Below are 22805 nucleotides of genomic sequence, written 5' to 3'. Positions count from 1 at the left end.
TGCATCATTTGCCATTATGCGGATACAGGTGCGGCATTTTTTATAATTTCCGGATGGAGTAAGCAATGATAGGATTGATCTTTGGTCAGCCCGGCAAATTGAATGCCGATCAGAACCTTACGTGTCCTAATCGCTTCATCACTATAGACAATTGTGATATGATCCGGCTTAATAGCCAGCATAAATGTGCGGTTGCCTTCAACACCCTGAAACGGGACGATCTGAAGCCGTTTTTCCCAGCCATTTGGCACACGGCTAAAATCCAAATCGTCGTGGGCAGCTTTCAGCATTTCCCATTCATCTTCTGAAAACCATTGTGTTAAAAAATATTCATCACACACGATCACCGGTTTTTTCGTCAATGGATCTGACAGCTGATTGCCGCTGTCAATATAAGCGGTTGTTGCATAACTGATCTGCTCAATCTGAATGGTGATCGGGCATAATTGATCATACCGGATTTTTTCCGCAGCATGCTTGTCCATACGGTTTTTTGTAAAATACCACACAAGCGGAAACCCGATCGCAACAAACAGCCAGCTGATTGGATCTCCATAACCGCTGCTGAATGTGAGCACCCCGTTTGTTGACAAACCAACCGGATTTTGGAATAGAAAGTGTATGGCGATCAATCCACCCCCTATCGCAAATGTTGTGAAATAAAATAAAAGCAGCAGTTTAGCCAGCTGATAGAATGCATAAATTCGAAAACTGCATACAATAATAATGACCGAATACAGCAGTTTACCTATCAGACTCGTAAAAAATGATTCAGGATAATAAATGGACAGCGGCACCAATAATGAAGCAATGAACGCTCCAAACATGACTCTGAGTTTTCTCGTGCTGTCTTTTGCCAGTGCCTGTGTCAGCATAAGCAACATCATATCCAGGAACAAATTCAAAAGCCAGACAGCATCAAGATAAATGGTCACACATGGTTCTTCCTTTCCTGTTTCGTAATCTTTAATAGTCGGTCTAAACATTTAAAAGCTTTCTACCAGAAAGTATAGTGGCATTGGGCAGCAAAGTCTGTCAATTTATGTAGGGTTAGTGGGGCTAATTTTAACTACTTATCACATATCGTGTCGTAACAGCGAAATCTTGCCTTGGATTCCAATTCGTTGGGGTTAAATGCATGGTGAGGTTGCTGAATGACTTTTGATGTCAATTAAAATTAAAAAGACAACCGGACGTCATCCGATTGCCTATCATAAGATTATTCTGTTCTTCAACGGGAAAAGCATCCGCTGAATGGCGTTTTACTTTACCGGTTGCGGTTGCGATTCCGTAAAAAGGTAGGGATATCCAGTTCCTCTTCTTGCGTGCTCGGGCGGCTTTGCTGATTCTGTTCCTGCTCACGCGGTGACGGTGACTCATCGGAAGATCTTGTTGCTGCCTGCTGATTATGGTTAATAACCGGACGTTGGCGGGGTTGTCCCTCTTCTTGCTGACTCTCAACGAATCCGGTTGCAATCACTGTAACAATAATTTCATCCTTAAGATTTTCGTTAATGACCGATCCAAAGATCACATTCACCTCGTTATCGGCGGCTGATGTGACGAGATCGGCAGCTTCCTGGACTTCATAAAGGCTCAGATTGGTACCACCTGTAATGTTCATCAAGATACCATGCGCACCATCGATTGACGTTTCCAGCAGGGGTGACGATATGGCTTTTTTAGCGGCTTCCGCTGCGCGGTTTTCACCTGTGGCAATTCCGATTCCCATTAAGGCGGAACCTTTGTCGAACATGATGGTTTTCACATCGGCAAAGTCCACGTTGATCAGACCGGGCTTGGCAATCAAGTCGGAAATGCCTTGTACACCTTGACGCAATACATTGTCGGCTTCACGGAACGCTTCCAGCATAGGTGTATTTTTATCAACGATTTCTAGGAGACGATCATTCGGAATGACAATCAGTGTATCCACATTGGTTTTCAATGAATCAATACCGGAAACCGCCTGGGTTGATCGTCTTTTCCCTTCAAACGTGAATGGACGTGTTACGACACCTACTGTTAAAGCACCAAGCTCCTTGGCGATTTGTGCAATCACGGGTGCCGCACCTGTTCCGGTTCCGCCGCCCATACCAGCCGTGACGAAAATCATGTCAGCACCCTGTAACGCTTCTTCCAATTGTTCCTTATTTTCTTCGGCAGCTTTTCGGCCTACTTCCGGATTGGCGCCGGCACCTAAACCGCGTGTCAGCTTTCCACCGATTTGCAGTTTCGTTTCAGCCTTTGCCAGATTCAAAGCCTGGGCATCTGTGTTGACAGCAATGAATTCCACGCCTTCAACACCGTGTTCAATCATGCGGTTAACAGCATTGGTGCCGCCTCCGCCAACACCAATAACTTTTATCGTTGCCAGTTGGTCCATATTCGTTTCAAACTCTAACATACATCCGTTCCTCCTAATATGCTGAATTACAACGCATTAAATACGATCGAGTGGTGGTTGGGCAATATCCCGAAACCCCATTAACCCACAAACATTCGTAAACTCTCTCTACTTAATCAAAGAAATATTTGAACAAGTTAGCGATTCCCGATTCCTTTTTCTTCGGTTTCGCGGAGGTGTCAGAACTTCCGGAGTTTTTCGTACGTTTTGGTTTCGATTCATTCTGATTAACGACAACAGAAGGTAACAAATCTTTTCCTTGTATTTTCGCATTACGATGAGCAAATTGCAAGATACCTACTCCCGCAGTAAATTGCGGTTCTCTTACACCTATGTAGTCTGGTATCGCAATCCGGATATTTGACTGAAACAAATCTTGTGCTAGTTCCATAACGCCCGGCATTTTCATTGTACCACCTGTCAGAACATATCCACCAGGTAATTGCTGGTAACCCATGCGCCGGATTTCCCGTTCAGCGTAAGCATAGATTTCCTCCAATCTGGCTTCGATCATATCGGCAATCTGCAGCTGGTTATATGTTTCTTTATGATTACTGCCGATGATCGACACATCGAAGGTTTCATCTTCCCGGGCATCATCAAAAAAGGCATGTCCATGGTTCAGTTTGACATCTTCAGCCTCTTCCGTTGATGTTCGTAAACCGATTGACAAATCTTTTGTAATGTTATCGCCACCCAGCTGGACAACGCTGGTGCCAGCCAAATGATCGTTTTCATAAACAGAAACGGTCGTGGACCCACCGCCAATATCGATCAATGTGACGCCAAGATTTTTTTCATCTTTTGATAAAGCCACTGTTCCCGCTGAAAGCGACTGTAAACAAATATCCGAAATACTCAGCCCTGCACGTTCCACACATTTCAGCAGGTTATGTAAAACGGTTTTGGAGCATGTAATGATGGTCCCTTCCATTTCTAGTCTAACGCCAATCATACCGCGCGGATCGGTAATTTCGTCTAGTCCGTCAACAATGAATTGTTTCGGTGTAACATCAATAATTTCCCGTTCAGGCGGAATGGAAATAACTTGAGCCCCATCAATCACCCGCTTGATATCTTCATCTCCAATCTCACGGTTCTCACTCTGGACAGCCACAACCCCATGGCATGGCTGTAGCTGGATGTGATTGCCGCTGACGCCAACGACGACACTGTCGATTTGCATCCCGACCATTCGTTCTGCCTGTTCCACAGCATTACGGATGGACTGGACCGTTTGGTCTATGTCAACAATCGCACCTTTTTTCATGCCGTTTGATGCAGCTGTGCCCACGCCAATAATGTTCAGGGAATCATTTAATACTTCGCCTATAATAACTTTTATTTTTGATGTACCTATATCAAGACTTACTAGTATTTCGCTGTTGTTCAAAGCAAGGCACCTCCTGGTCAGAAGCATCTGATCTGTTGCCTTCCGTTTAATCAGATGATTTCTCTATTCGATTATATAAGCCTGTAATCTATTATTTTAAAGGAAGAATCGTAAAAAGAAAATATATATTAATTAATTCGATAAAAAAACAGTAAATCCTTTAATTTTCTTCATTTTATTCAGTAACTGCTTATTGGGCATCGGCATCCCCGGTCTTCTGTTCATCATCCGGAGACTCTGCCGCGCCTGAATTGAACGCTTCAAAATAAACACCGGCACCAATGTGAATAACCCCCTCGCTTTCAGGGTCAAGCTGCGAAACAATTGAAGGGTAAACACGCATATTTTCGGCAAAACGCCGAATGGTGCTGTCTACGATATAGCCATCATTCATGTAAAGCAAAATTTTATGCTGATTGTCGTCACTTGGCTGCCAATGGATTTCAGATATCAGCTGCACAATACTCGCGGGCAAATCAGCCAACTCCTGTGCCATTTGTTGTAAATAGGCTTCATCTGAAAACTTGAGAAGCAATGGCGCCTGCCCGCTGGCATACTGCTGTTCACGCTCCTGCAATACATTTCCAGTTCCCAAAACCGGGTAGTGCTTCGCTTCCTGTTTGACATAACCGACAAGGTCTGCCTCCGTAATGTTAATGTCAATTGTCCAGGGCAGCTTCCGATCAACTTCTGCCCGCTGAATAACCGGGTTTTCCTGCAGCGCCTGGGTGACATCTGATTTATTGATGGTCCATATATTCATGCCGTTACGAATATCGGACGTTTCAAGCACTTCTTCGTTCTTGACAAGTGAATTACCGGAAATATCAATCGTTTTGACATGACTTAATGGTGATTGCAAATAGACGATGATGGAAATTAAAAAGAAAAAAATAGAAAGATAGAAGATAAGACGTCGATTTGCTTTCTTTTTTCGTTCCTGTTTCAGCGTTGGTATGCGATCTTCAATTGAAACGACCTTTTTTTTGCCCATTCTATTTCTTCCCTTGTCTTTTCATAATTAATCTGGAAAATACGGCTTAATCATTTGTTGGTTTGGCAAAATACGTTTTTATTCCAATTATTTACAAAAAATCCGCTATCTGACAATTTCAAGAATAAAACGGCATCGTCTCATGCCGTTTTCGCTATTGTTAATTAAATTATACCATATATTTTCATAAAATACGTAGTCATCTTGTACCAGATTGGCTTTAATTTTTCTGTAAGATTCCTATAATCTCGAATACCTGCTGATATTTAACAAAATCCCTGCCGAACAAAGTGTCAAAGTCAGTGATGAACCACCATAGCTTAGGAATGGAAGGGTAATGCCCGTAACAGGAATCAGCCCGATGACAACACTGATATTTATCATAACCTGAATGGTCAACATGGATACAATCCCCAGTGCAAGAAACCTGCCATGGGCATCCGGTGCCTCCAATGCCACTTTAATACCGCGCCAAAACAACAATGCAAACAGACCAATCACAAAGGTGCCGCCCAAAAAGCCCAGTTCCTCGCCGATTATCGAGAAAATAAAGTCATTCTGCGGTTCCGGCAAATAAAAATACTTTTGAATACTTTCGCCTAAACCGAGTCCCATTAATCCGCCCGGCCCGACGGCGTATAATGACTGGATAATCTGGAAACCATCCCCTAATGGATCCTGCCACGGATTGATAAAGGCAGTAATACGACTTATCCGGTATGGTGCTGACAGAATCAGTAAAAGTAAGCCGACAACACCTATGGCAGCAAGGCCCACAAAATGGATGACCCTGGCTCCGGCAGTATAAATCATGATCATACACGTTCCAACCAGCACAACACCTGTACCGAGATCCGGTTGCAGCATAATGAGTCCAAAAGCTGTAAACACCAGGATAAGCGATGGGAAAAAGCCTTTTTTAAAAGAAGTGATATACTTTTGCCGCGACGACAGAAAGACTGCCAGAAAAATAATTAATCCCAACTTCATGAATTCGGCCGGCTGAATGCTGAATGCTCCAATTCCAATCCAGCTTTGTGCCCCACCCCGCTCCATCCCGATTCCGGGAATAAGGACGGCCAGCAACAACACAAAACAAATGAACAAAATAGGTTTACTGTATTTTTTCCACGCACTGTACGGAATCGCCATCACCAAAAACATGCCGACAACACCGGCGCCGCAAAACAGTAGCTGGCGCTTAAGGTAAAAAAATTGATCTGCGTACTTATAGTCAGCCCATACGTAAGATGAGCTGTATACCATAAGAGCTCCAATTAAAAGCAATAATAATATGACACCCAGCAGCGTATAATCAGGCGCAAATTTGGATGTAAAGAGTCGGCGAAACAAAAAAACACCCCGTTTCCACATCGATTGGAATAGGGGCTTCCAGCATTTCTGACCTCTGACTTCCGGCATCTGCTTATACAAGCCCCTACAACAATGTATGCACGGCTTGTATAAACATGTCTCCTCTTTCTTCAAAAGTTTGATACTGATCCCAGCTCGCACAGGCCGGCGAAAGCAAAATGACATCATTGCTTTGTGACAGATTATATGCTTGCTTGACCGCATCCGCCATACTGTCTGCTGTATTTATGCCGGGAATCCCCGCTTCGAGCGCTACCCGTCTCAGTTTATCTTGTGTTTCACCGATTAGAACCATACCTTTTACATTTTCCAGATATGGCTTTAAAGCAGCAAAGTCATTGCCGCGGTCAAGCCCGCCGGCAATCAGGATAACAGGCTGCTGAAACGACGTTAATGCTTTTTGTGTCGCCAGCATATTCGTCGCCTTGGAATCATTGTAAAATAACCGGTCGTTAATGTTTTCCACGAATTGGAGTCGGTGCTTCACCCCGGCAAATGTCGAAAGGACGTTATAAATCGCTTGATTGCCGGCACCGGACAGCTTTGCTGCACTGATGGCAGCAAGGATGTTTTCAAGGTTATGATCGCCAGCCAGCACAATATCCTGCTTATCGATCATTTTTTCGTTCTTGAAGTAGATGCTCGTATCATCTGCCCACGCTCCATTTTCAAGCCGCTTTTTCAAAGAAAAGGGAACTTTGGTCGAGCTGGCAGAAATAACCGCCTCCGCCACAATCAAATTGTCAGCATTATAAATTAGATAATCATCAGCCGTTTGATTGGCAAAAATATTACATTTGGCATTCTTATAGTTTTCAAATGTTTTATGATAATCAAGATGGGCCTGAAAAATATTTAAGAGAACCGCTATTTTAGGTTTAAACGTTTTAACCCCCAGTAATTGAAACGACGATAGTTCCAGAACCATTTTCTCATCCTGAGTCAGTGATTGAGCAACCTCTGTTGCAACAAAACCGATGTTGCCGGCGATTTTAACTGCCTGGTCACTTTTCTGCAGCATTTCCGTTGTCAATGTAGTCGTCGTTGTTTTGCCGTTGGAACCGGTAATGCCAATTATAGAGGTATCCGACAAGTAACCGGCTAGCTCGATTTCAGTTATTATCGGAATATCCAAGCTTTGGGCTTTCTGCAATAACGGCATGTCATAAGGTATCCCCGGGTTTTTGACGATGACATCAACGTCTTTAAGTACGGATAATGGATGAGAGCCGGTTATCACCTCCGCACCCATAGCCTCTAATTCTCGGACAACTTTATCATCAGGGGTTGTATTTTTATCATTGACACGAACATTTCGTCCGCTTTGCAGTAAAAGCCTAGCAGCAGCGGTCCCACTTTTCGCCAGACCCAGGACGAGTATATGGCCATACGGGAAATTCATCAGTTCTTTCAAACTATCCACACCTCAATATAAATTCCAAGCGATGCAAAAATTAGACCAATCATCCAGAAAGTGGTGACGACACGCCATTCCGACCATCCAAGCAATTCGTAATGATGATGCAGCGGGCTCATTTTAAATATTCTTTTACCTGTTGTCTTAAACGAAATGACCTGAATGATCACCGAAATCGTCTCAATAACGAAGACACCGCCGATAATAACTAAAATAATTTCCAGCTTTGTCAAGATGGCAATAGCGGCAATGCCTCCACCTAATGCTAACGAGCCTGTATCCCCCATGAACACTTTTGCAGGATGCGCGTTAAAAACTAAAAAGCCCAGTAAGGCACCAACTGCTGCCAGCGCAAAGATTGTGATCTCATTTTGCGGAAATCCATACCACGCCAGAATGGCAAATGCACCGAACGCTATGGCAGCGGTACCTGCCAGCAGACCATCCAGCCCATCTGTAAGATTGACGGCGTTGGATGCGCCAACAAGCATAACGATCGTCAGCAGTGCATATCCCCAGCCTAGCTCCCATTGGATAGAGGTACCAGGAATCTGGATGTAGGTAGCATAATCATTAACATGTAAAATAAAATAAAAGACAAGTGCAATCACCAATTGGCCTATCATCTTTTGTTTGGATGTCAGACCAAGATTCCGTTTCATGGCAACCTTAATGAAATCATCCAAAAAGCCCAGGAATCCGTAACCAACCAGCACAAAAATTAACAGCCACGTTTCATAACCTATCGAACCGTCATTGGACTTACTCACCATGATGATGGAGGTGATGGCCACGCTGATGACAATCATAATACCACCCATTGTCGGGGTGCCGGTTTTTTTGATATGTGATTGCGGTCCTTCTTCCCGGATGCTTTGCCCAAACTTCAATCGTCGTAGAAAAGGAATGAAAATGGGTGATAGAAGGACGGTAATCAAAAATGATATGGCAATTGTCATCATTAATACATATATATTCACTGTTTCTCCTCCTCTTGCAGCAACCGTCCATGACCGTTACGATGGATCTAAAAATTGTTCAACCAACGATTCAAATTGCATGCCCCGTGAAGCCTTGAACAATAGAAGCGTATCCGCTTCGACATATGCCTCCAGGGCATTCAATAACGCTTGCTTTGATGTGAAATGCCGGGAGTCGACTGATGGGTATTGGTGTTTGACAGCCGAAGCAATTTCAGCAGATTCATCCCCACAAGTTAATACAGCATCCACCGAATGATCAATGCTGTCTGCCACCGAGCGGTGAAGCGGTTTGGATTGTTCACCAAGCTCAAATATATCACCGAGAACGAGTACTTTTTGTCTGAATCCTTCAAGACGGTTCACAACGTTAATACTTGCCTTCATGGACGTCGGTGACGCATTATAGGCATCGTTAATGATCGATGAACCATTCCTGCCGTTTAAGATTTCAAACCGCATGGATGTCTGTGCTAATGCTGCCAATCCCTGCCTCACCTTATCCCCGGCTATATCAAGCAGCCTGGCTATGGTCACGGCAAACGTAGCATTAAGGGCATGATGACTTCCGAGCAAGGGGATGGTATATTCCCCGCCGTCTGAAAGCTGAAACCGGGTGGCATCCCGAGTAAGGTTCACCTGTTTGATAAAAACATCATTGCCGGAATCAAAACCACATGTCATCACACGGTGCCGCTGGCGGACCCGTTTTAATAACAGTTCGTCACCGTCTATCAATAAGTGTCCCTCGCTTGCCATTCCCTTGACGATTTCCAGTTTAGCTGCGGCGATGCCCTCTCTTGAGCCCAAATATTCGATATGGGATTCACCAATGTTCGTAATCACGGCATAGTCAGGTTTGGCTATATTGCTAAGTGTTTCGATCTCCCCGGCATGGTTCATCCCCATTTCCACGACCAGCGCTTCGGTATCCGGCGGCATCGCTAAAATGGTTAAAGGAACACCGATCTGATTGTTCAAATTACCTTTTGTATGATGGGTTTTAAACGATGTCCCAACGACTGAAGCAATCAGGTCTTTGGTGGTTGTTTTGCCATTCGATCCCGTTATACCGATGACAGCAGGGTTCACTTTATCACGGTAAGCCAGTGCCAGCTGCTGCAATGCGGATAACGTATCTTCCACAAAGAAAACCAGAAAATCAGGTGGTAAAAAATCGGGCAGCTTCCTAGTTTGATTCCAAAGGACTGCAACAGCCCCCTGATTAATGGCTTCCTCCAAATAATCATGACCATCAAAACGATCGCCTGTTAGAGGCACGAACAATGCATTTTCAGTTTTTTTTCGACTATCGGTGGCAACCTCAGCGATCTCAATGGATTGCCTTGTCGGTTCTTTATTGTCAGCCAAAACATTACCAAGCCAGTCAGTGGTAAATAACATCAGCGATTCTCCTTAACATCCCGTTCTTGAATGGCCTCTTGAGCCACTTCACGATCATCAAAATGATGCCGGGTATGACCGATTTCCTGATACGTTTCATGCCCTTTTCCGGCAATTAGGATGATATCACCTTTTTCGGCCAGATTAATGGCATGGAATATGGCCTCGCGGCGGTTTTCAATGACCAAATAGTTACGATCTTGAAGTCCAGCCGTCATGTCATCCAAAATCGCCATCGGATTCTCCGTGCGGGGGTTATCAGACGTTAAAATGGCCTGATCGGCATATTTCAATGCAATCGACGCCATTAACGGACGCTTTGTTTTATCACGATCGCCGCCACAGCCAACGACAACATAGACATGATTCTCTGCAAATCCTTTAATGGTTTGCAGCACATTTTCCAATGAATCGGGGGTGTGTGCATAGTCAACAACTGCTGCAAACCCTCGACTGCCATCAACTGGCTGAAACCGGCCGTTCACACCAGACATGTTATCAAGTGCGTCCTTGATAACAGTAAGGGGGATACCAGCACATATGGCAGCTGCACTTGCCGCCAGCATATTATATACATTAAATTTGCCGATCAGGCTGCTGTTTATCTGAACAGAACCAACTGGCGTATGCATCGTGAACGCCGTTTTCGTTACTTCCATGTGGATGTCTTCTGCCCTTATCTGTGCCTCATGATCACAACCGTATGTCATTACATGTTGGGCGGTACTTTTTTTCAGAAAACGACTGTTCGGATCATCTTCGTTTATGACTGCAAATTTTTTTTGTTTCTCATGATAAGTATTCCCTAACTGGGCAAACAAAAGACTTTTGGCGTGTAAGTAATCGTTCATATCCTGATGATAGTCCAAATGGTCCTGAGACAGATTCGTAAACACAGCTATATCGAAATCACAGCCATGAACACGGCCCATGTCCAACGCATGTGACGATACTTCCATAATGGCCGTATCAACATGTTCCCTGTTCATCTCTTGAAAGGTCTTCTGTAAAAACAAAGCATCAGGGGTGGTATTATGTACCGGATAAGCATCCTCGCCGATTTTCATTTGAATAGTTCCGATGATACCAGTCTTCTTTTCAAACTGATTGAATATTGACGCCAGCAAATAAGTGACCGTGGTTTTGCCATTTGTCCCGGTAACACCGATAAGTGGGAATTGACGGGTTGGATAGCCGTAAAACTTGGACGCTAGTTTTGCCATTTCTCTCGATGTGTCTGTCAACCGGATGACCGGCACTGACGCTTGCACCTCTTTTTGTGCTAATATGGCAGTTGCACCATTGCTGACAGCCTGCTCAACAAAATCATGGCCATCAACTGTGAAACCTTCGATACAAATGAACAGGCTGCCATCCGTGACCTGTCTTGAATCAGCTTCAATTTTTTTAATATCAATTCCTTCTATAGCTTCAGATACATGATAAAACGGTAATACAGATAGTAATTCTGTTAATTTCATTCCAATCACCCTATTCTGCATTGAACTGAATTTGTATACTGTAACCAGCATCCCGGCCGGGTACAGTATACAAAATCGTCTTTCCATGAAAACATTAATCTTTGTATATTATAGCAAAAAAACAGCATGTTCACGATGAATTTTTCTCAGATAGATAAATTCTTATTTTTTCCCCTTGTTCGACTTTTGTTCCGGGACTTGGCGCCTGATCAATTATATAATCTCCGGAGCCACTTGTTTCGATTGATAAGTTTGTCTGGTATTCCGATAATTCATTTTTTTGCAATCCGATCAGATCAGGCACTTCAACTTTAGGCTGTTCCGGCCATGTGTATTCTTTCTCAGGCCCATCTTCTCTTGGTTCGACCCCCATGGCACGTAGACTGTCCCCGATAATGGTTCCGACGATAGGAGCTGATACAACACCACCGAACTGAGCTGTGTCTTTCGGATTATCGACCGCAACATAAACCACAATTTCCGGATCATCTGCTGGCGCAAATCCCATAAATGATACAATATAATTATTTGCCAAGTAATTGCCATCAGGACCGACTTTTTGAGCTGTACCCGTTTTGCCGCCTACCCGATAGCCGTCGACATATGCCGGCCGTCCGGTTCCCTCAGCAACAACACTTTCAAGTGTATGACGGATTTCCTCCGACGTTGACTCGGAAATAATGTTTTCCTTTAATACCGGTTCTTTCTTTTTCACAACTTTATTTGTTTGCGGATCAATCCACTCATCAGCAATAAATGGCTCATATAGCTCACCGCCATTCACCGCTGCTGATACGGCCATCACCTGCTGGATCGGTGTCACGGAAACACCTTGTCCGAATGACGTCGTAGCCACTTCAACCGGTCCGATATTTTCCGGATCAAATAAAATGCCGTTTCCTTCACCACGTAAATCGATGCCTGTTTTCTTGCCAAACCCAAAGTTTTCAATATAACTGAACAGTTTTTCTTTACCGAGATCAGTTCCCATTTGTACAAAACCGGGGTTGCATGAATTTTGGACAACTTCGAGATAAGTCTGGTTGCCATGCCCGCCGCTCTTCCAGCAGTGCAACTCTGTTCCGCCTACAGAAATGTCGCCGTCATCATGAAATTCATCCTTTTCAAGGTCGATCAAATCCTCTTCAAGAGCAGCTGCCAGGGTAATAATTTTAAAGGTGGACCCTGGTTCGTAAGTACTCCATATCGGCTTGTTACGATCATATATTTCCGGATCGACATTCTGATAATTCTCCGGATCAAAATTTGGCCGATTCGCCATTCCCAGTACCCCGCCGGTATCTGGATCAACGGCAATCGCCAGTGCACCATCCGGGTTATATTGTGAGACGGCAAGATCCAATTCTCGCTCCATGATGGTTTGAACACGGGTATCAATCGTTGTCTTCAGGTTCATCCCATCTTCGGGTGCTTTATATTCATCCGCCATTTGCTCGAGTTCTTTTCCTTTCGCATCAGAATAAAACGATAGACTGCCTTTCTCTCCATTCAGTTGTTCATTATAAAACAATTCCAGCCCCATCAATCCCTGGTTATCAATTCCGGCGAAACCTAACACATGCGATAAATCATCATCGAATGGATAATGCCGTTTTGAATCTTTCGCTAGGTATACACCGTCCAGATTCAATGACCTTAGGGCATCTTCCTGTTTATCGTTTATTTTTCTGCCTTCCGGGTGCACACGTGTATAAACGGCATCTTTGGTCACATAGTCATAGGCATCCTGTTCAGACATGGCCAGTATGTCAGCCATTTCGGCGGCTGCTTTCTGAGGATTCTTAATTTGTTTTGGTACAACAATAACCGAGGGAGCTGTCACATTTTCCGCCAGTATTTCCCCCTGCCTGTCCAATATGTTGCCACGTTCTGGTTCAAACGTAATATCCCGGCTCCATGATTCGTCGGCAAGTTTCATCAGCTCATCACCAATAATAAATTGCACATAGCCAAGCCGGGCATCAATTATTGTAAAAAATAACAATCCCGCAAGAAAAACAATCACGATTCGTTTTCTTACCGTTACAGACGATACACGTTTCATGTTCCAACCCCTTTTCATCTTCATAGGTAGGCTTGTATCCACTATATGAAGCGGAAAGGGGGAATAGAACATGGATTGCTCGGTCAGCACAATAAGGCCGCGCCCTCTGTTTAAAAACGGGCGCGGCCTATATGTTTGTTATTCATTGGTATCGTTTGTATCATTTGTATCATCGGTTTCTTCTGTGCCTGGTTCAGGCGGCTCCAACTCTACGCCTAAATAATCACCTTTATTCAGGGTTTTTCCTTCATCAATACTTTGCGTCACAACATAACCACTGCCCATCGGTTCAACATCCAACGCTGTCAAATCGGCCAGTTCCAATACATCCCTTAATGACCAGCCTGTAATATCCGGCATTTCGGGATTATCCGTTATGAGAATAACCCTATCACCCGGCAACAGTTCATCATTTTTGAGGGCGCTAGCTTTTTTAATGCGTTTTCCGGAGCCGATGACCGAAACATTCAGACCGCTGTCAGCCAATTCGTCCTGGACATCAGCAATTTCCCGCCCAACGATTTCCGGCAGCTTAATCGGATCTATTGGTTCTGATGCTTCCTTGTCAGGTTCGATGTCCAAATAATGCAGACTATTCTGCATAACATTTTTGAAAATAAATGAGATAGGAGCCGAGCCAGTTTCGTCATAATCAATGTCAGGCTGTTTGACGGACACATACATCATCAGATCGGGGTCTTCTTTAGGTGCCATACCGAGAAACGAAAACGTATTGTTCCCGTGTCCGGTTAATAGCTTACCATTTTCATAAATTTGGGATGTGCCGGTTTTGCCTGCAACTGAGTAATCATCGAGTTTGTATTCCTCCCCGGTTCCATTTTCGGCAGTGACGACGGATTTCATAAGGTCCAGCATTTGCTCGGAGGTTTCTTTTGAAATCGGCTCTGATATGACTTCCGGACGTTTCTCTTCAAGCGTTTGCCTGGAAGTTGCATCCACTGTTTTCGAAATGACATAGGGTTTCACCATTTTACCGTCGTTGGCGATCGCGCTGGCCGCCTTCATTTGCTGAATCGGTGTCATGGTACTCGCTTGTCCAAATGCTGTTGAAATTTTGTCACGCGGATAATTATAGACGAGGTGTCCGGCTTCTTCACCGGGCAAATCGATGCCTGTTTTTTCATCAAAATCAAATGCTTTCCAGTAATCCAGAAATTCCTCAGTGCCGATCGTTTCCCATAGCAGTTTGGCTGCGGCAACGTTGGAGGAGCGGGTAAACCCTTCATCATAGGTGATCGATCCCCAGCCTTCTCCGCCGTTATGGTCTCTAACCGGTTCTACACGATCACTGATTTTGTATGTACCTGATTCAAACCATTTATCACCTTGATAGACACCTTCTTCAATGGCAGCTGCCCATGTAAACATCTTCATGGTCGACCCTGGTTCAACCGGCGTGGCAATCGCATCATTATACCAGTTCTCAACATCAGCTGGATTATTCGGATTATAGCTTGGGCGATTGCTCATGGCCAGCACTTCTCCGGTTTTGGGATCCATCACGATGGCTGTCATACGTTCAGGGCGATAGTCTTCATCCATTTGCGTCATGACATCTTCCAGTAACGTCTGTATTTTCTGGTCAATTGTCAGATAGACGTCATCGCCATTGTCTGCCTGCTTGACCACTTCATTCGGATTTAACAATTTCGCGTTATAATTGTCACGTTCATACGAAATATGACCATCTTGACCACTGAGCAGGTCATTCAGTTGATGCTCAATACCAGTAACGCCATTGATTGTCTTGTCATCTTTTTGCGCAAACCCTATGATCTGGGATGCAAACATACCGTTCGGATAATAGCGGATGGGGGCCTCAACAAATTCGATACCGGGAAGCTTCAGTTCCTCAATGTCTTCCTTTGTCTCCTGTGAGAGCTCTTTGCCGGCTGTCCCGAATTCCACTTGAAACCTGTCTTCTTCAATCCCTTCTTCCAACTGTTCCTGCAGGTAGGATTTATCCACATCCAATAAAGGCGCCAGCTTTTCTGCCGTTTGATCGGGATTGGTAACATGCCTCGGGTCCTCTTCGTCCTGGGTATGTGATTCATCGATGACAGCCTGGATACGGTATGTCGGCCGGTCGTATGCCAACGTCATCCCATTCCGGTCATAAATTTTCCCACGTTCTGCATCAAGGGTGTAAGATGCAGTTCGCTTTTCTTCGGCCAGCTTTTTAAGTGAAACGCCGGCAATTTCGCCAGTCGCCTGGATGTAGAGGAATCTGCCGGATATGAGTAAAAATATCCCGACGAATAATACAATTAAAATACCGGACATGACGTGTGTTTTTTTATTTTTCTTCATAACCATCCGCCTTGCTTAATTGTTATGATAAGCTGTTGCCTGTTTTACCTTGGCGTCCTGTATTTTCAATCCATTTTCCTTGGCGATTCGTGTGATCCGCTCAGGTCTGCTCAATTGTTTTTTTTCATAAACAAGTCCTTTATTGACAACCTCCTGATGTTGTACAGTTTTCTCAAGCGATTCCACTTCTCTGTTCAATGTATCTGTCGAGGACGCAAAGGACACAACATAAATACAAGCAGCGACCAGCAGCACAGCAACTGCCGAATACAAAACCTTTTCACCTTTTGTTATCCAGCTCTTTTTACGGACTTTGACAACCGTTTGTTTGTCCTGTTCTGGTCTGGTTGACGTGTAAGACTGTTCCCAGCTGCGGGCAAGATTTTCAGTCATGATTTTTTCCACCCTTCTTTATATGTAAAATCTTCATTCCACTGCTCGATTTTTTCAGCAATCCGTAACTTGGCTGAATGCGACCGCCGATTTTCGTCTAGCTCATCTTCACTTGGGAGGATCGGTTTTTTATTGACTCGTTTAAATGGGGCTTGGTGGTCATCCGGTATAACTGGTAAGTTTCGCGGAACCGGCTTTGCTGTGCTCCATTTTTTGAATGCCTGCTTGCAAAGCCTGTCCTCCAGTGAATGAAACGTAATGACGGCAATTCTGCCATGAATACCAACAGACCTTGCCGCTTGATGTAGGGCATCGTTGAAAGCGGCCAATTCATCGTTGACAGCAATGCGCAATGCTTGGAAAATCCGCTTTGCCGGATGGCCACCTTTTCTGCGGGCTGGGGCAGGGATCGCCTCCTTGATAATGTCCACCAGTTCGTACGTTGTTTCAATCGGTTTTTCCTTTCTGGCGGTTTCAATTTTTCGTGCGATTTGTTTGGAAAATTTCTCCTCACCATAGCTGAAAAATATATGCACCAATCGGTCATAGGACCAGTCATTCACAATATCCCGGGCGTCCAGTTTCCGCTTCCGGTCCATCCGCATATCCAGCCTGGCATCATGTTGATAGCTGAAACCTCTTTCCCCGCGATCGAATTGTGGAGAGGAAACCCCAAGGTCAAACAGAATACCATCAACATTAGCAATTTGGTTTCCCGCCAATTGTTCTTCCAATTCTCTGAAGTTGGCATGAATCAACAGGATACGATCCCTGTATGGCTGCAGACGGATTTGAGCTGCCTCCAGTGCTTCCGGATCCTGGTCGAAAGCAATCAATAAACCTTCTTCGCTCAATCGGGAAGCAATATGTTCTGCATGACCACCACCACCAACAGTACAATCAACATATGTACCATTAGGTTTAATAGCCATTCCTTTCAGCACTTCTGCTTCCAAAACGCTGTAGTGATTAAACATGTATGACACCTGGTTTCTACGTAAAGTGGTTGTTCAAAAAGATTTAAATATCAAAGTCCATCAGGTTTTCAGCAATCTCACCGAAAGATTCCTCTGAGTCACTGAAATAGTCTTCCCAATTTTCTTGAGCCCAGAATTCAACCCGATTGGACACGCCAATCACAACACATTCCTTGTCCAGCACTGCATAGTTCCGCAGTGGTTGTGGGATGTTTATTCTTCCCTGTTTGTCCACATCACATTCAACGGCCCCGGAGAAGAAAAACCTGGTGAAAGCACGGGCGTCTTTTTTCGTTAGTGGGAGTTTCTTCAGTTTCTCTTCAAGCAGTTTCCATTCATCCATGGGATAGGCAAACAAACATTTATCCAATCCGCGAGTGATGACAAAACTGTCTCCAAGCCCTTCACGGAATTTGGCCGGCACAATGATGCGTCCTTTTGTATCGATATTGTGCTGGAATTCACCCATGAACATAGAGTCCGCCCCACTTTCTTATACACATGTTACCACATTCCCCCACAATTCACCACTGCATTTTTAAAATTTTTTCGGCGATGGCGTAAAATCGGCCAAATGTTCTAAAAATGAATGACTTTATCAGGTAAGGGACGATCCGAATGGCACGCACTAAGAGCGGGATAACGAGAGCTTATGGTATTTTTGCATAAAAAAACCACCTGCCACCACTTATTTTAAAAAAAGTGGTGGCAGGTGGGGGAGGAACATCTTATAAATAAACAAGGTGGTGATCAACGTCAAATCGGCACGAGTGGTTTACGATTGATTTGATAAAACAGGTGCCATGCTCGTTTAGCCACCATAATGGACTCCAGACTCGTTCCTGTAGGCCCTTTTGGGGATGGACGGCATTATGAATCAAATCAAAGTCATCAAGCTGTCTAGCATTGTTTTCTTCCATGGTTTTAATGATCCGATTTTCCAGGTAGGCAATCTGTTCATTCATATAATATAAATTTTTATCAGCTAATTCACCTATATCAGAACGTGTATCCCTGGCGATATCACGCAACGGTTTGTGTACCTGGTTAACAGCCTGTCTGACTGCGGAAGCAACCTGTTGGACAGGCGGATCATTCCGGGAGGCAAGCCACTGGATTTTGCGGGATTCTGTACCATGATTGACCGCATCCTCAGCGTTAATGCTGTACTTCTGCATTGTTTTTTCCACGTGACGGTCAATAAATGTTAATGATAAACGGGGTAAAACCGGCGGCATGTCCATATCCATGGCCTCGAAAGCAGGTTTCAAAGCCGACCAATAACCGACCTCACCAGGTCCTCCGATAAATGCCAGCGTCGGGAATAAACATTCCTGCATCAGTGGCCGTGTCACAACATTGTTACTCAGCTTTTCTGGGTGGTTGTCCGCAATAGACAGCATTTCCTCGTTTGTTAAAAGAACTTCATGCTGTTTGCCTATCCAATTTCCTTCATGATCCCTGCTCAGCAATATACGGTCATGGCCATCATGATAGAAAAGATGGGCTTCATCCGGGCTGGTTTCCAGCGACACAGCATACCCCTTTTGATTAAGCACTTGTAATGCCGTGTGGACACCCGAGGAAATCTCACTTTGTTTTTCGATCAGCTTAATAAAATGGTCACGTTCAACCGCGCGCAGACCTGGATCGGCAGAATTGACCAACACAATGTCCTCATCGTCAAACAACTGATAAATCACTCTTGCAAAAAAATCCACATATGTAGCCGACTGCTGCAAACAATCCTGGATCGTCCGATATATGTTTTTTGTATGTTCTGTTTCAGTCAGCTGTTCAAACAGCTGATTCATCCATTGCATGGCAGCCGGTTTATCGATTGGTATTTCGGATACCGCGCGTTTATCCGTTACCTGCTGCGGCAGTTTATGTTTGGTCATGCTGTTTTCTTCCGGCAGATAAATATGATTAATCTCAGCGAAATCATGGTCTTCACCAGCTATCCAAAATACTGGCACAACCGGTATCCCGAGTTCGGACTCCTGCTTTCTGGCAAATTGAATGATGGATATGATCTTATTGATCGTGTACATCGGGCCTGTCAGAAGACCCGCCTGCTGACCGCCGATAACCACGACACTATGATCTTCCTTTAACCGTTCGATATTACGATACACAGCTTCAGGAGCATCCCATCGTTTGTTCATCGTGACTAATGCGTCAGCTAGATGGTCACGGTCAATTGATTTTTGCTGTAATGCTTGTACTCTTGAATGATAAGTTGTTCCCACATATGGATCATAAGCAAAATGTTCCATAATACGTCCGCTTTGTCGGCGATAATCATCTATTAGTGCACTCTGGTTCGTTAATGTCATAGGCGTGATCCGCATAGATCGCATGCTCCTTTTACCCATAGTCGATTCTGTCCACTATGTATTGTACATAAATCAGAGCGTGAATGCATTCAATCTGTTTTCCATTAAAACCCCTTCTATCCAGTGATGGTATGATACCAGACTAAAAAGTTTACGGAAAATCCACGATTCCCATTTTCTCTCATTCCATTTATCGTCTTTTTATATTATAATTAATTATATAGGAATTCTAAATACTTCTGTTTTCAAAGGGGATGGATGATATGATGAATGACGTAAAGGTTGAAAGACTTTTAATCAATTATAAAACATTGGAGCAATTTAAACGATTTAAAGAATATGGCAATCAAGAACTGTCCATGATGGAGGATTTTCAAAATAATATTATTGAAAATAACAGTGAATCACCGTTTTATGGGATCCATATCGGTCATAACCTGATTGCCCGGATGAGTCTATATAAAGTAAGCGAAAAACATGACGCTTATTTCCAGCCAGCGCAGAATTATCTTGAATTGTGGAAGCTTGAGGTGCTACCGGATTACCGGGGAAGACATTATGGCAAAGCACTGGTTGAGTTTGCCAAAAGTTTCCGGATGCCGATTAAGACAAACCCGCGGATTAACTCCCATGGTTTCTGGGAAAAAGTGGGATTCCAAAAAGCTAAATATGAAATGGAAAGGGATCTCGGTGAAAACCCGCTCATTTGGATGCCTGAGGGTGTTCAGGAAAAAGATGTCTGATTCAGAAATCAGATGTCCGGGATTTAAAGCTGGGATGGATGTAACCGGCGAACAGACCGGTTATTTCTCATTTCACAAATAAAAACAAGACATGAATGGCTTGAGTTGATCATTCATGTCTTGTTTTTTCATTTCTTTTGGTCATTCTTAACCCAGTTCCATAACTTCCCCATTTCTTCCCACGCCTGTTCGTAACGTTTCAGCTGTTCTTTCAGCGCCTCATTTTCTTTCATAAGCTGTTTTTGTATGGTTTCCTGTTCATAATGGATAAATGGTTTATCTTCAAGGGAATGATGCCGTATTTTTTCGAGCAAGGAAATGGTAGCAGTAATCGTATCTCCCGCGTAATCTGTTTTTGGTTCCTCATGAACCAGTGTCTTTTGCCGGTTATTGTGTTTCCGGTCCTCTTTGGCTCCCTCAATAGCTGCTTGGTAATCCTTCCGTATAGAAGCATTCCAGCGGAAACCACACGCCGCTGAAGTACGCGACAATTGTTCAGCTACCTCCTTGAACGCTTCGAGCTGAGTCTTTCCCTCTCGTATATGACGCAGAACGGTTTCTGCTAAAAGGTTATCTTCATCTTCCGTCCATGCATCCTGGCGCGTTGCATTCATAACATCCCTCCTTATGCACTTGCTATCAATGTATGCAAAAGGTAGGTGTGATAGAATCGTCCACAATTAAATTTTTTCAGAAGAAACATGCAAAACATGTCTCTATGATTACTGGACGGAAAGGCGTCACGTTTCCCGATCACGGTCTTCCCGTGACATAAACTGACGGACAGCTTCCTTGTGTGCTTCTGTTTCCCATAACCGGGCACAGTGTCTGACTTCATCATCCATTTGAGCGGAAAGTGGCAAAATTGATATTTTTCTCATATATTGTTGTTTTAATAGTTTCATCTGTTCCAGTGATTTTGTCAGGTATGGGGTTAACATACTTTCCCTGTCATGCCATTCATCGTCCGGTACAACGCTTTGCAGCCAGCCCTTGTTATGTAAATAATCAGTACTGTATGTTTCACCTTCCATGAGCCACTGAAACGCAAAGACGGGATGCACTTTTTCATATAACAGTGCCCCACCGCCCCATCCAGGGGTGATGCCAAGTTTTGTCTGGACAAATCCGAACCGGGTATTTTCCCGGGCAATACGAAAATCACACGCTGTCGCAATTTCACAGCCACCGCCAACCGCATTGCCATTTAATAAACAAACAGTCGGAACCGGAAAAGATGCCATCTCGTAAAGCACTTCTTTCATGGGGTATAAGACACTAAACGCTTCATCGGTTGCCAAGTCACCATGTAAATCTTGCAAGTCTCCACCGGCACAAAACATCCGATCACCGGCAGCCGTAATGACCAAAAATTTAATCGGCTGCTGTTTGGCCATCTGAAGTGCTTGGCTGAAAGCTGTTACCATCTCAGTTGATATGGCATTCAATTTTTCCGGTCGGTTCAGCATAATTTCCCCATAACCGTGTTCATCTGCTCTGTATTGGACCAGTTCAGTCATATGTCTGTTTTCCTTTCTATCTTCATTGCCATTAACAAATGCTTATTATGTATACAAAAACAGATCACTCCCGCAGTGATCTGTTCGGTAACCTTATCAGTTCAATTAATCATTTGCTACGACTTCCCGGCCGTCATAATGCCCGCAGGATTTGCATACATGGTGCGGTTTTGTCAGTTCACCGCAGTTTGAGCATTCCACCATACCAGGCACGTGCAGTTTTTTATGCGTACGACGCTGATTTTTCACCTTTTTGGATGTTCTTCTTTTTGGTACTGCCATAACTTACACCTCCTTCGATCAATGAAAGGAATAGAGCCTATTCCTCCTCTTTATCTTCCAGTAGAGACGCCAATTTTTTCAGACGCGGGTCTGTGGTTTGTTCACGTTTTTCATCTGAAACGAGTTCCCAGCCATCCCCTTTTACTGGAGCCTGGCTTTTAACATCTTCATCATCCGAAAACACACGATATGGGACTTCCAGTAGAATATTTTCCTTTATTAACGGCGTTAAGTCAAGTACTTCCCCATCAATTGGATGAATGTCATCATCAGAATCCTCTGTTTCATAGGGAGATTCCGAAAAAATTTCCACCGCATTGATTTCGAAAGGATAGGGAACATCGGCCAATGTACGGGCGCACGGCAAGATCATCCTGCCATCAACCGAAAATGTAAAAATGATGTCGTCACCCTGATCCTCCGCTGTACCGCGGACATGAACAGATCCAATCTTTCGGATATCATTATTCATGGTTTCCAGTTCGGAAACATCCACCTGTTCATCAAAAGTGAAGGGACCATTGGTTGCATTTTTTTTAATTTGACCTAATGAAAATTTCATATTACCACCTCAAGGCAACAAGAGTTATTTTAAAAGGAAAACGGTATTTTGTCAACATATGATCTTTACACAACAGTCTATTACAAGTATACCCTGTTAATTCGGGGACAACCATGCACCAGATCACTTTTTTTGGTAAAATG

20 protein-coding genes are annotated in these 22805 nt (G+C 44.0%); 1 reads left to right on the top strand and 19 read right to left on the bottom strand.

Annotated features, from left to right (window positions below):
• Nucleotides 1–14 precede the first annotated feature (14 nt).
• The 15 genes from spoIIGA to bshC all read right to left on the bottom strand — a co-directional run bounded on the left by spoIIGA (nt 15) and on the right by bshC (nt 19570).
• Nucleotides 15–986, bottom strand: a complete 972-nt coding sequence (gene spoIIGA, locus ACFQ4A_RS01025; protein ID WP_382396971.1) for a sigma-E processing peptidase SpoIIGA — start codon at nt 984–986, stop codon at nt 15–17.
• 281 nt (nt 987–1267) lie between these two features.
• The gene (gene ftsZ, locus ACFQ4A_RS01020) at nt 1268–2407 is read right to left on the bottom strand and encodes a cell division protein FtsZ (RefSeq protein ID WP_382396970.1); all 1140 of its coding nucleotides are present in this window, start codon (nt 2405–2407) and stop codon (nt 1268–1270) included.
• A 112-nt stretch (nt 2408–2519) separates the two neighbouring features.
• Nucleotides 2520–3800 (bottom strand): cell division protein FtsA, encoded by a 1281-nt coding sequence (ftsA, locus tag ACFQ4A_RS01015; RefSeq protein WP_382396969.1) that lies wholly within the window; start codon nt 3798–3800, stop codon nt 2520–2522.
• Between the two features lie 190 nt (nt 3801–3990).
• On the bottom strand, nt 3991–4794 hold the full coding sequence (locus tag ACFQ4A_RS01010) for a cell division protein FtsQ/DivIB (protein WP_382396968.1): 804 nt from the start codon (nt 4792–4794) through the stop codon (nt 3991–3993).
• Between the two features lie 240 nt (nt 4795–5034).
• On the bottom strand, nt 5035–6147 hold the full coding sequence (gene spoVE / locus ACFQ4A_RS01005; protein WP_382396967.1) for a stage V sporulation protein E: 1113 nt from the start codon (nt 6145–6147) through the stop codon (nt 5035–5037).
• A gap of 85 nt (nt 6148–6232) precedes the next feature.
• Nucleotides 6233–7582, bottom strand: a complete 1350-nt coding sequence (gene murD / locus ACFQ4A_RS01000) for a UDP-N-acetylmuramoyl-L-alanine--D-glutamate ligase (protein ID WP_382396966.1) — start codon at nt 7580–7582, stop codon at nt 6233–6235.
• Entirely contained in the window at nt 7579–8547 is a 969-nt protein-coding gene (gene mraY, locus ACFQ4A_RS00995; RefSeq protein WP_382397507.1) for a phospho-N-acetylmuramoyl-pentapeptide-transferase, read from the bottom strand. Before mraY ends, murD begins: the two co-directional genes overlap by 4 nt.
• A gap of 54 nt (nt 8548–8601) precedes the next feature.
• Nucleotides 8602–9969, bottom strand: a complete 1368-nt coding sequence (locus ACFQ4A_RS00990; RefSeq protein WP_382396965.1) for a UDP-N-acetylmuramoyl-tripeptide--D-alanyl-D-alanine ligase — start codon at nt 9967–9969, stop codon at nt 8602–8604.
• Nucleotides 9969–11450 carry a UDP-N-acetylmuramoyl-L-alanyl-D-glutamate--2,6-diaminopimelate ligase gene (locus ACFQ4A_RS00985; RefSeq protein ID WP_382396964.1) on the bottom strand — a complete coding sequence of 494 codons (1482 nt, stop codon included), beginning with the start codon at nt 11448–11450 and terminating at the stop codon, nt 9969–9971. Before ACFQ4A_RS00985 ends, ACFQ4A_RS00990 begins: the two co-directional genes overlap by 1 nt.
• A 130-nt stretch (nt 11451–11580) precedes the next feature.
• Complete coding sequence (locus ACFQ4A_RS00980; RefSeq protein ID WP_382396963.1) at nt 11581–13515, bottom strand: stage V sporulation protein D; 1935 nt, start codon at nt 13513–13515, stop codon at nt 11581–11583.
• Between the two features lie 138 nt (nt 13516–13653).
• On the bottom strand, nt 13654–15846 hold the full coding sequence (locus tag ACFQ4A_RS00975; protein WP_382396962.1) for a penicillin-binding protein: 2193 nt from the start codon (nt 15844–15846) through the stop codon (nt 13654–13656).
• A 15-nt stretch (nt 15847–15861) separates the two neighbouring features.
• The gene (ftsL, locus tag ACFQ4A_RS00970; protein WP_382396961.1) at nt 15862–16239 is read right to left on the bottom strand and encodes a cell division protein FtsL; all 378 of its coding nucleotides are present in this window, start codon (nt 16237–16239) and stop codon (nt 15862–15864) included.
• The gene (rsmH, locus tag ACFQ4A_RS00965) at nt 16236–17216 is read right to left on the bottom strand and encodes a 16S rRNA (cytosine(1402)-N(4))-methyltransferase RsmH (protein ID WP_382396960.1); all 981 of its coding nucleotides are present in this window, start codon (nt 17214–17216) and stop codon (nt 16236–16238) included. Before rsmH ends, ftsL begins: the two co-directional genes overlap by 4 nt.
• Nucleotides 17217–17259: 43 nt before the next feature.
• Nucleotides 17260–17691 carry a division/cell wall cluster transcriptional repressor MraZ gene (gene mraZ, locus ACFQ4A_RS00960; protein WP_382396959.1) on the bottom strand — a complete coding sequence of 144 codons (432 nt, stop codon included), beginning with the start codon at nt 17689–17691 and terminating at the stop codon, nt 17260–17262.
• A 253-nt stretch (nt 17692–17944) separates the two neighbouring features.
• Nucleotides 17945–19570 (bottom strand): bacillithiol biosynthesis cysteine-adding enzyme BshC, encoded by a 1626-nt coding sequence (bshC, locus tag ACFQ4A_RS00955; RefSeq protein WP_382396958.1) that lies wholly within the window; start codon nt 19568–19570, stop codon nt 17945–17947.
• A 251-nt stretch (nt 19571–19821) separates the two neighbouring features.
• Here bshC and ACFQ4A_RS00950 point away from each other — a divergent pair, with 251 nt between their 5' ends.
• Nucleotides 19822–20298, top strand: a complete 477-nt coding sequence (locus tag ACFQ4A_RS00950; protein ID WP_382397505.1) for an N-acetyltransferase — start codon at nt 19822–19824, stop codon at nt 20296–20298.
• A 128-nt stretch (nt 20299–20426) separates the two neighbouring features.
• On the opposite strand, the gene ACFQ4A_RS00945 is transcribed toward ACFQ4A_RS00950, so the two are convergent.
• The 4 genes from ACFQ4A_RS00945 to ACFQ4A_RS00930 all read right to left on the bottom strand — a co-directional run bounded on the left by ACFQ4A_RS00945 (nt 20427) and on the right by ACFQ4A_RS00930 (nt 22662).
• Nucleotides 20427–20912, bottom strand: coding sequence for an RsfA family transcriptional regulator (locus ACFQ4A_RS00945; RefSeq protein ID WP_382396957.1), 486 nt, complete (start codon nt 20910–20912; stop codon nt 20427–20429).
• A gap of 126 nt (nt 20913–21038) precedes the next feature.
• Complete coding sequence (locus ACFQ4A_RS00940; RefSeq protein ID WP_382396956.1) at nt 21039–21818, bottom strand: enoyl-CoA hydratase/isomerase family protein; 780 nt, start codon at nt 21816–21818, stop codon at nt 21039–21041.
• A gap of 105 nt (nt 21819–21923) precedes the next feature.
• Nucleotides 21924–22100, bottom strand: coding sequence for a 50S ribosomal protein L32 (rpmF, locus tag ACFQ4A_RS00935; RefSeq protein WP_135108195.1), 177 nt, complete (start codon nt 22098–22100; stop codon nt 21924–21926).
• Nucleotides 22101–22137: 37 nt separating this feature from the next.
• Nucleotides 22138–22662, bottom strand: a complete 525-nt coding sequence (locus ACFQ4A_RS00930) for a YceD family protein (protein WP_382396955.1) — start codon at nt 22660–22662, stop codon at nt 22138–22140.
• Nucleotides 22663–22805: the final 143 nt, after the last annotated feature.

Source organism: Lentibacillus salinarum, from assembly GCF_042679865.1.
GTDB lineage: Bacteria > Bacillota > Bacilli > Bacillales > Amphibacillaceae > Lentibacillus > Lentibacillus salinarum.
The sequence above is the reverse complement of the archived record's forward strand: the minus strand, read 5'-3'. Positions and strand labels throughout refer to the sequence as shown.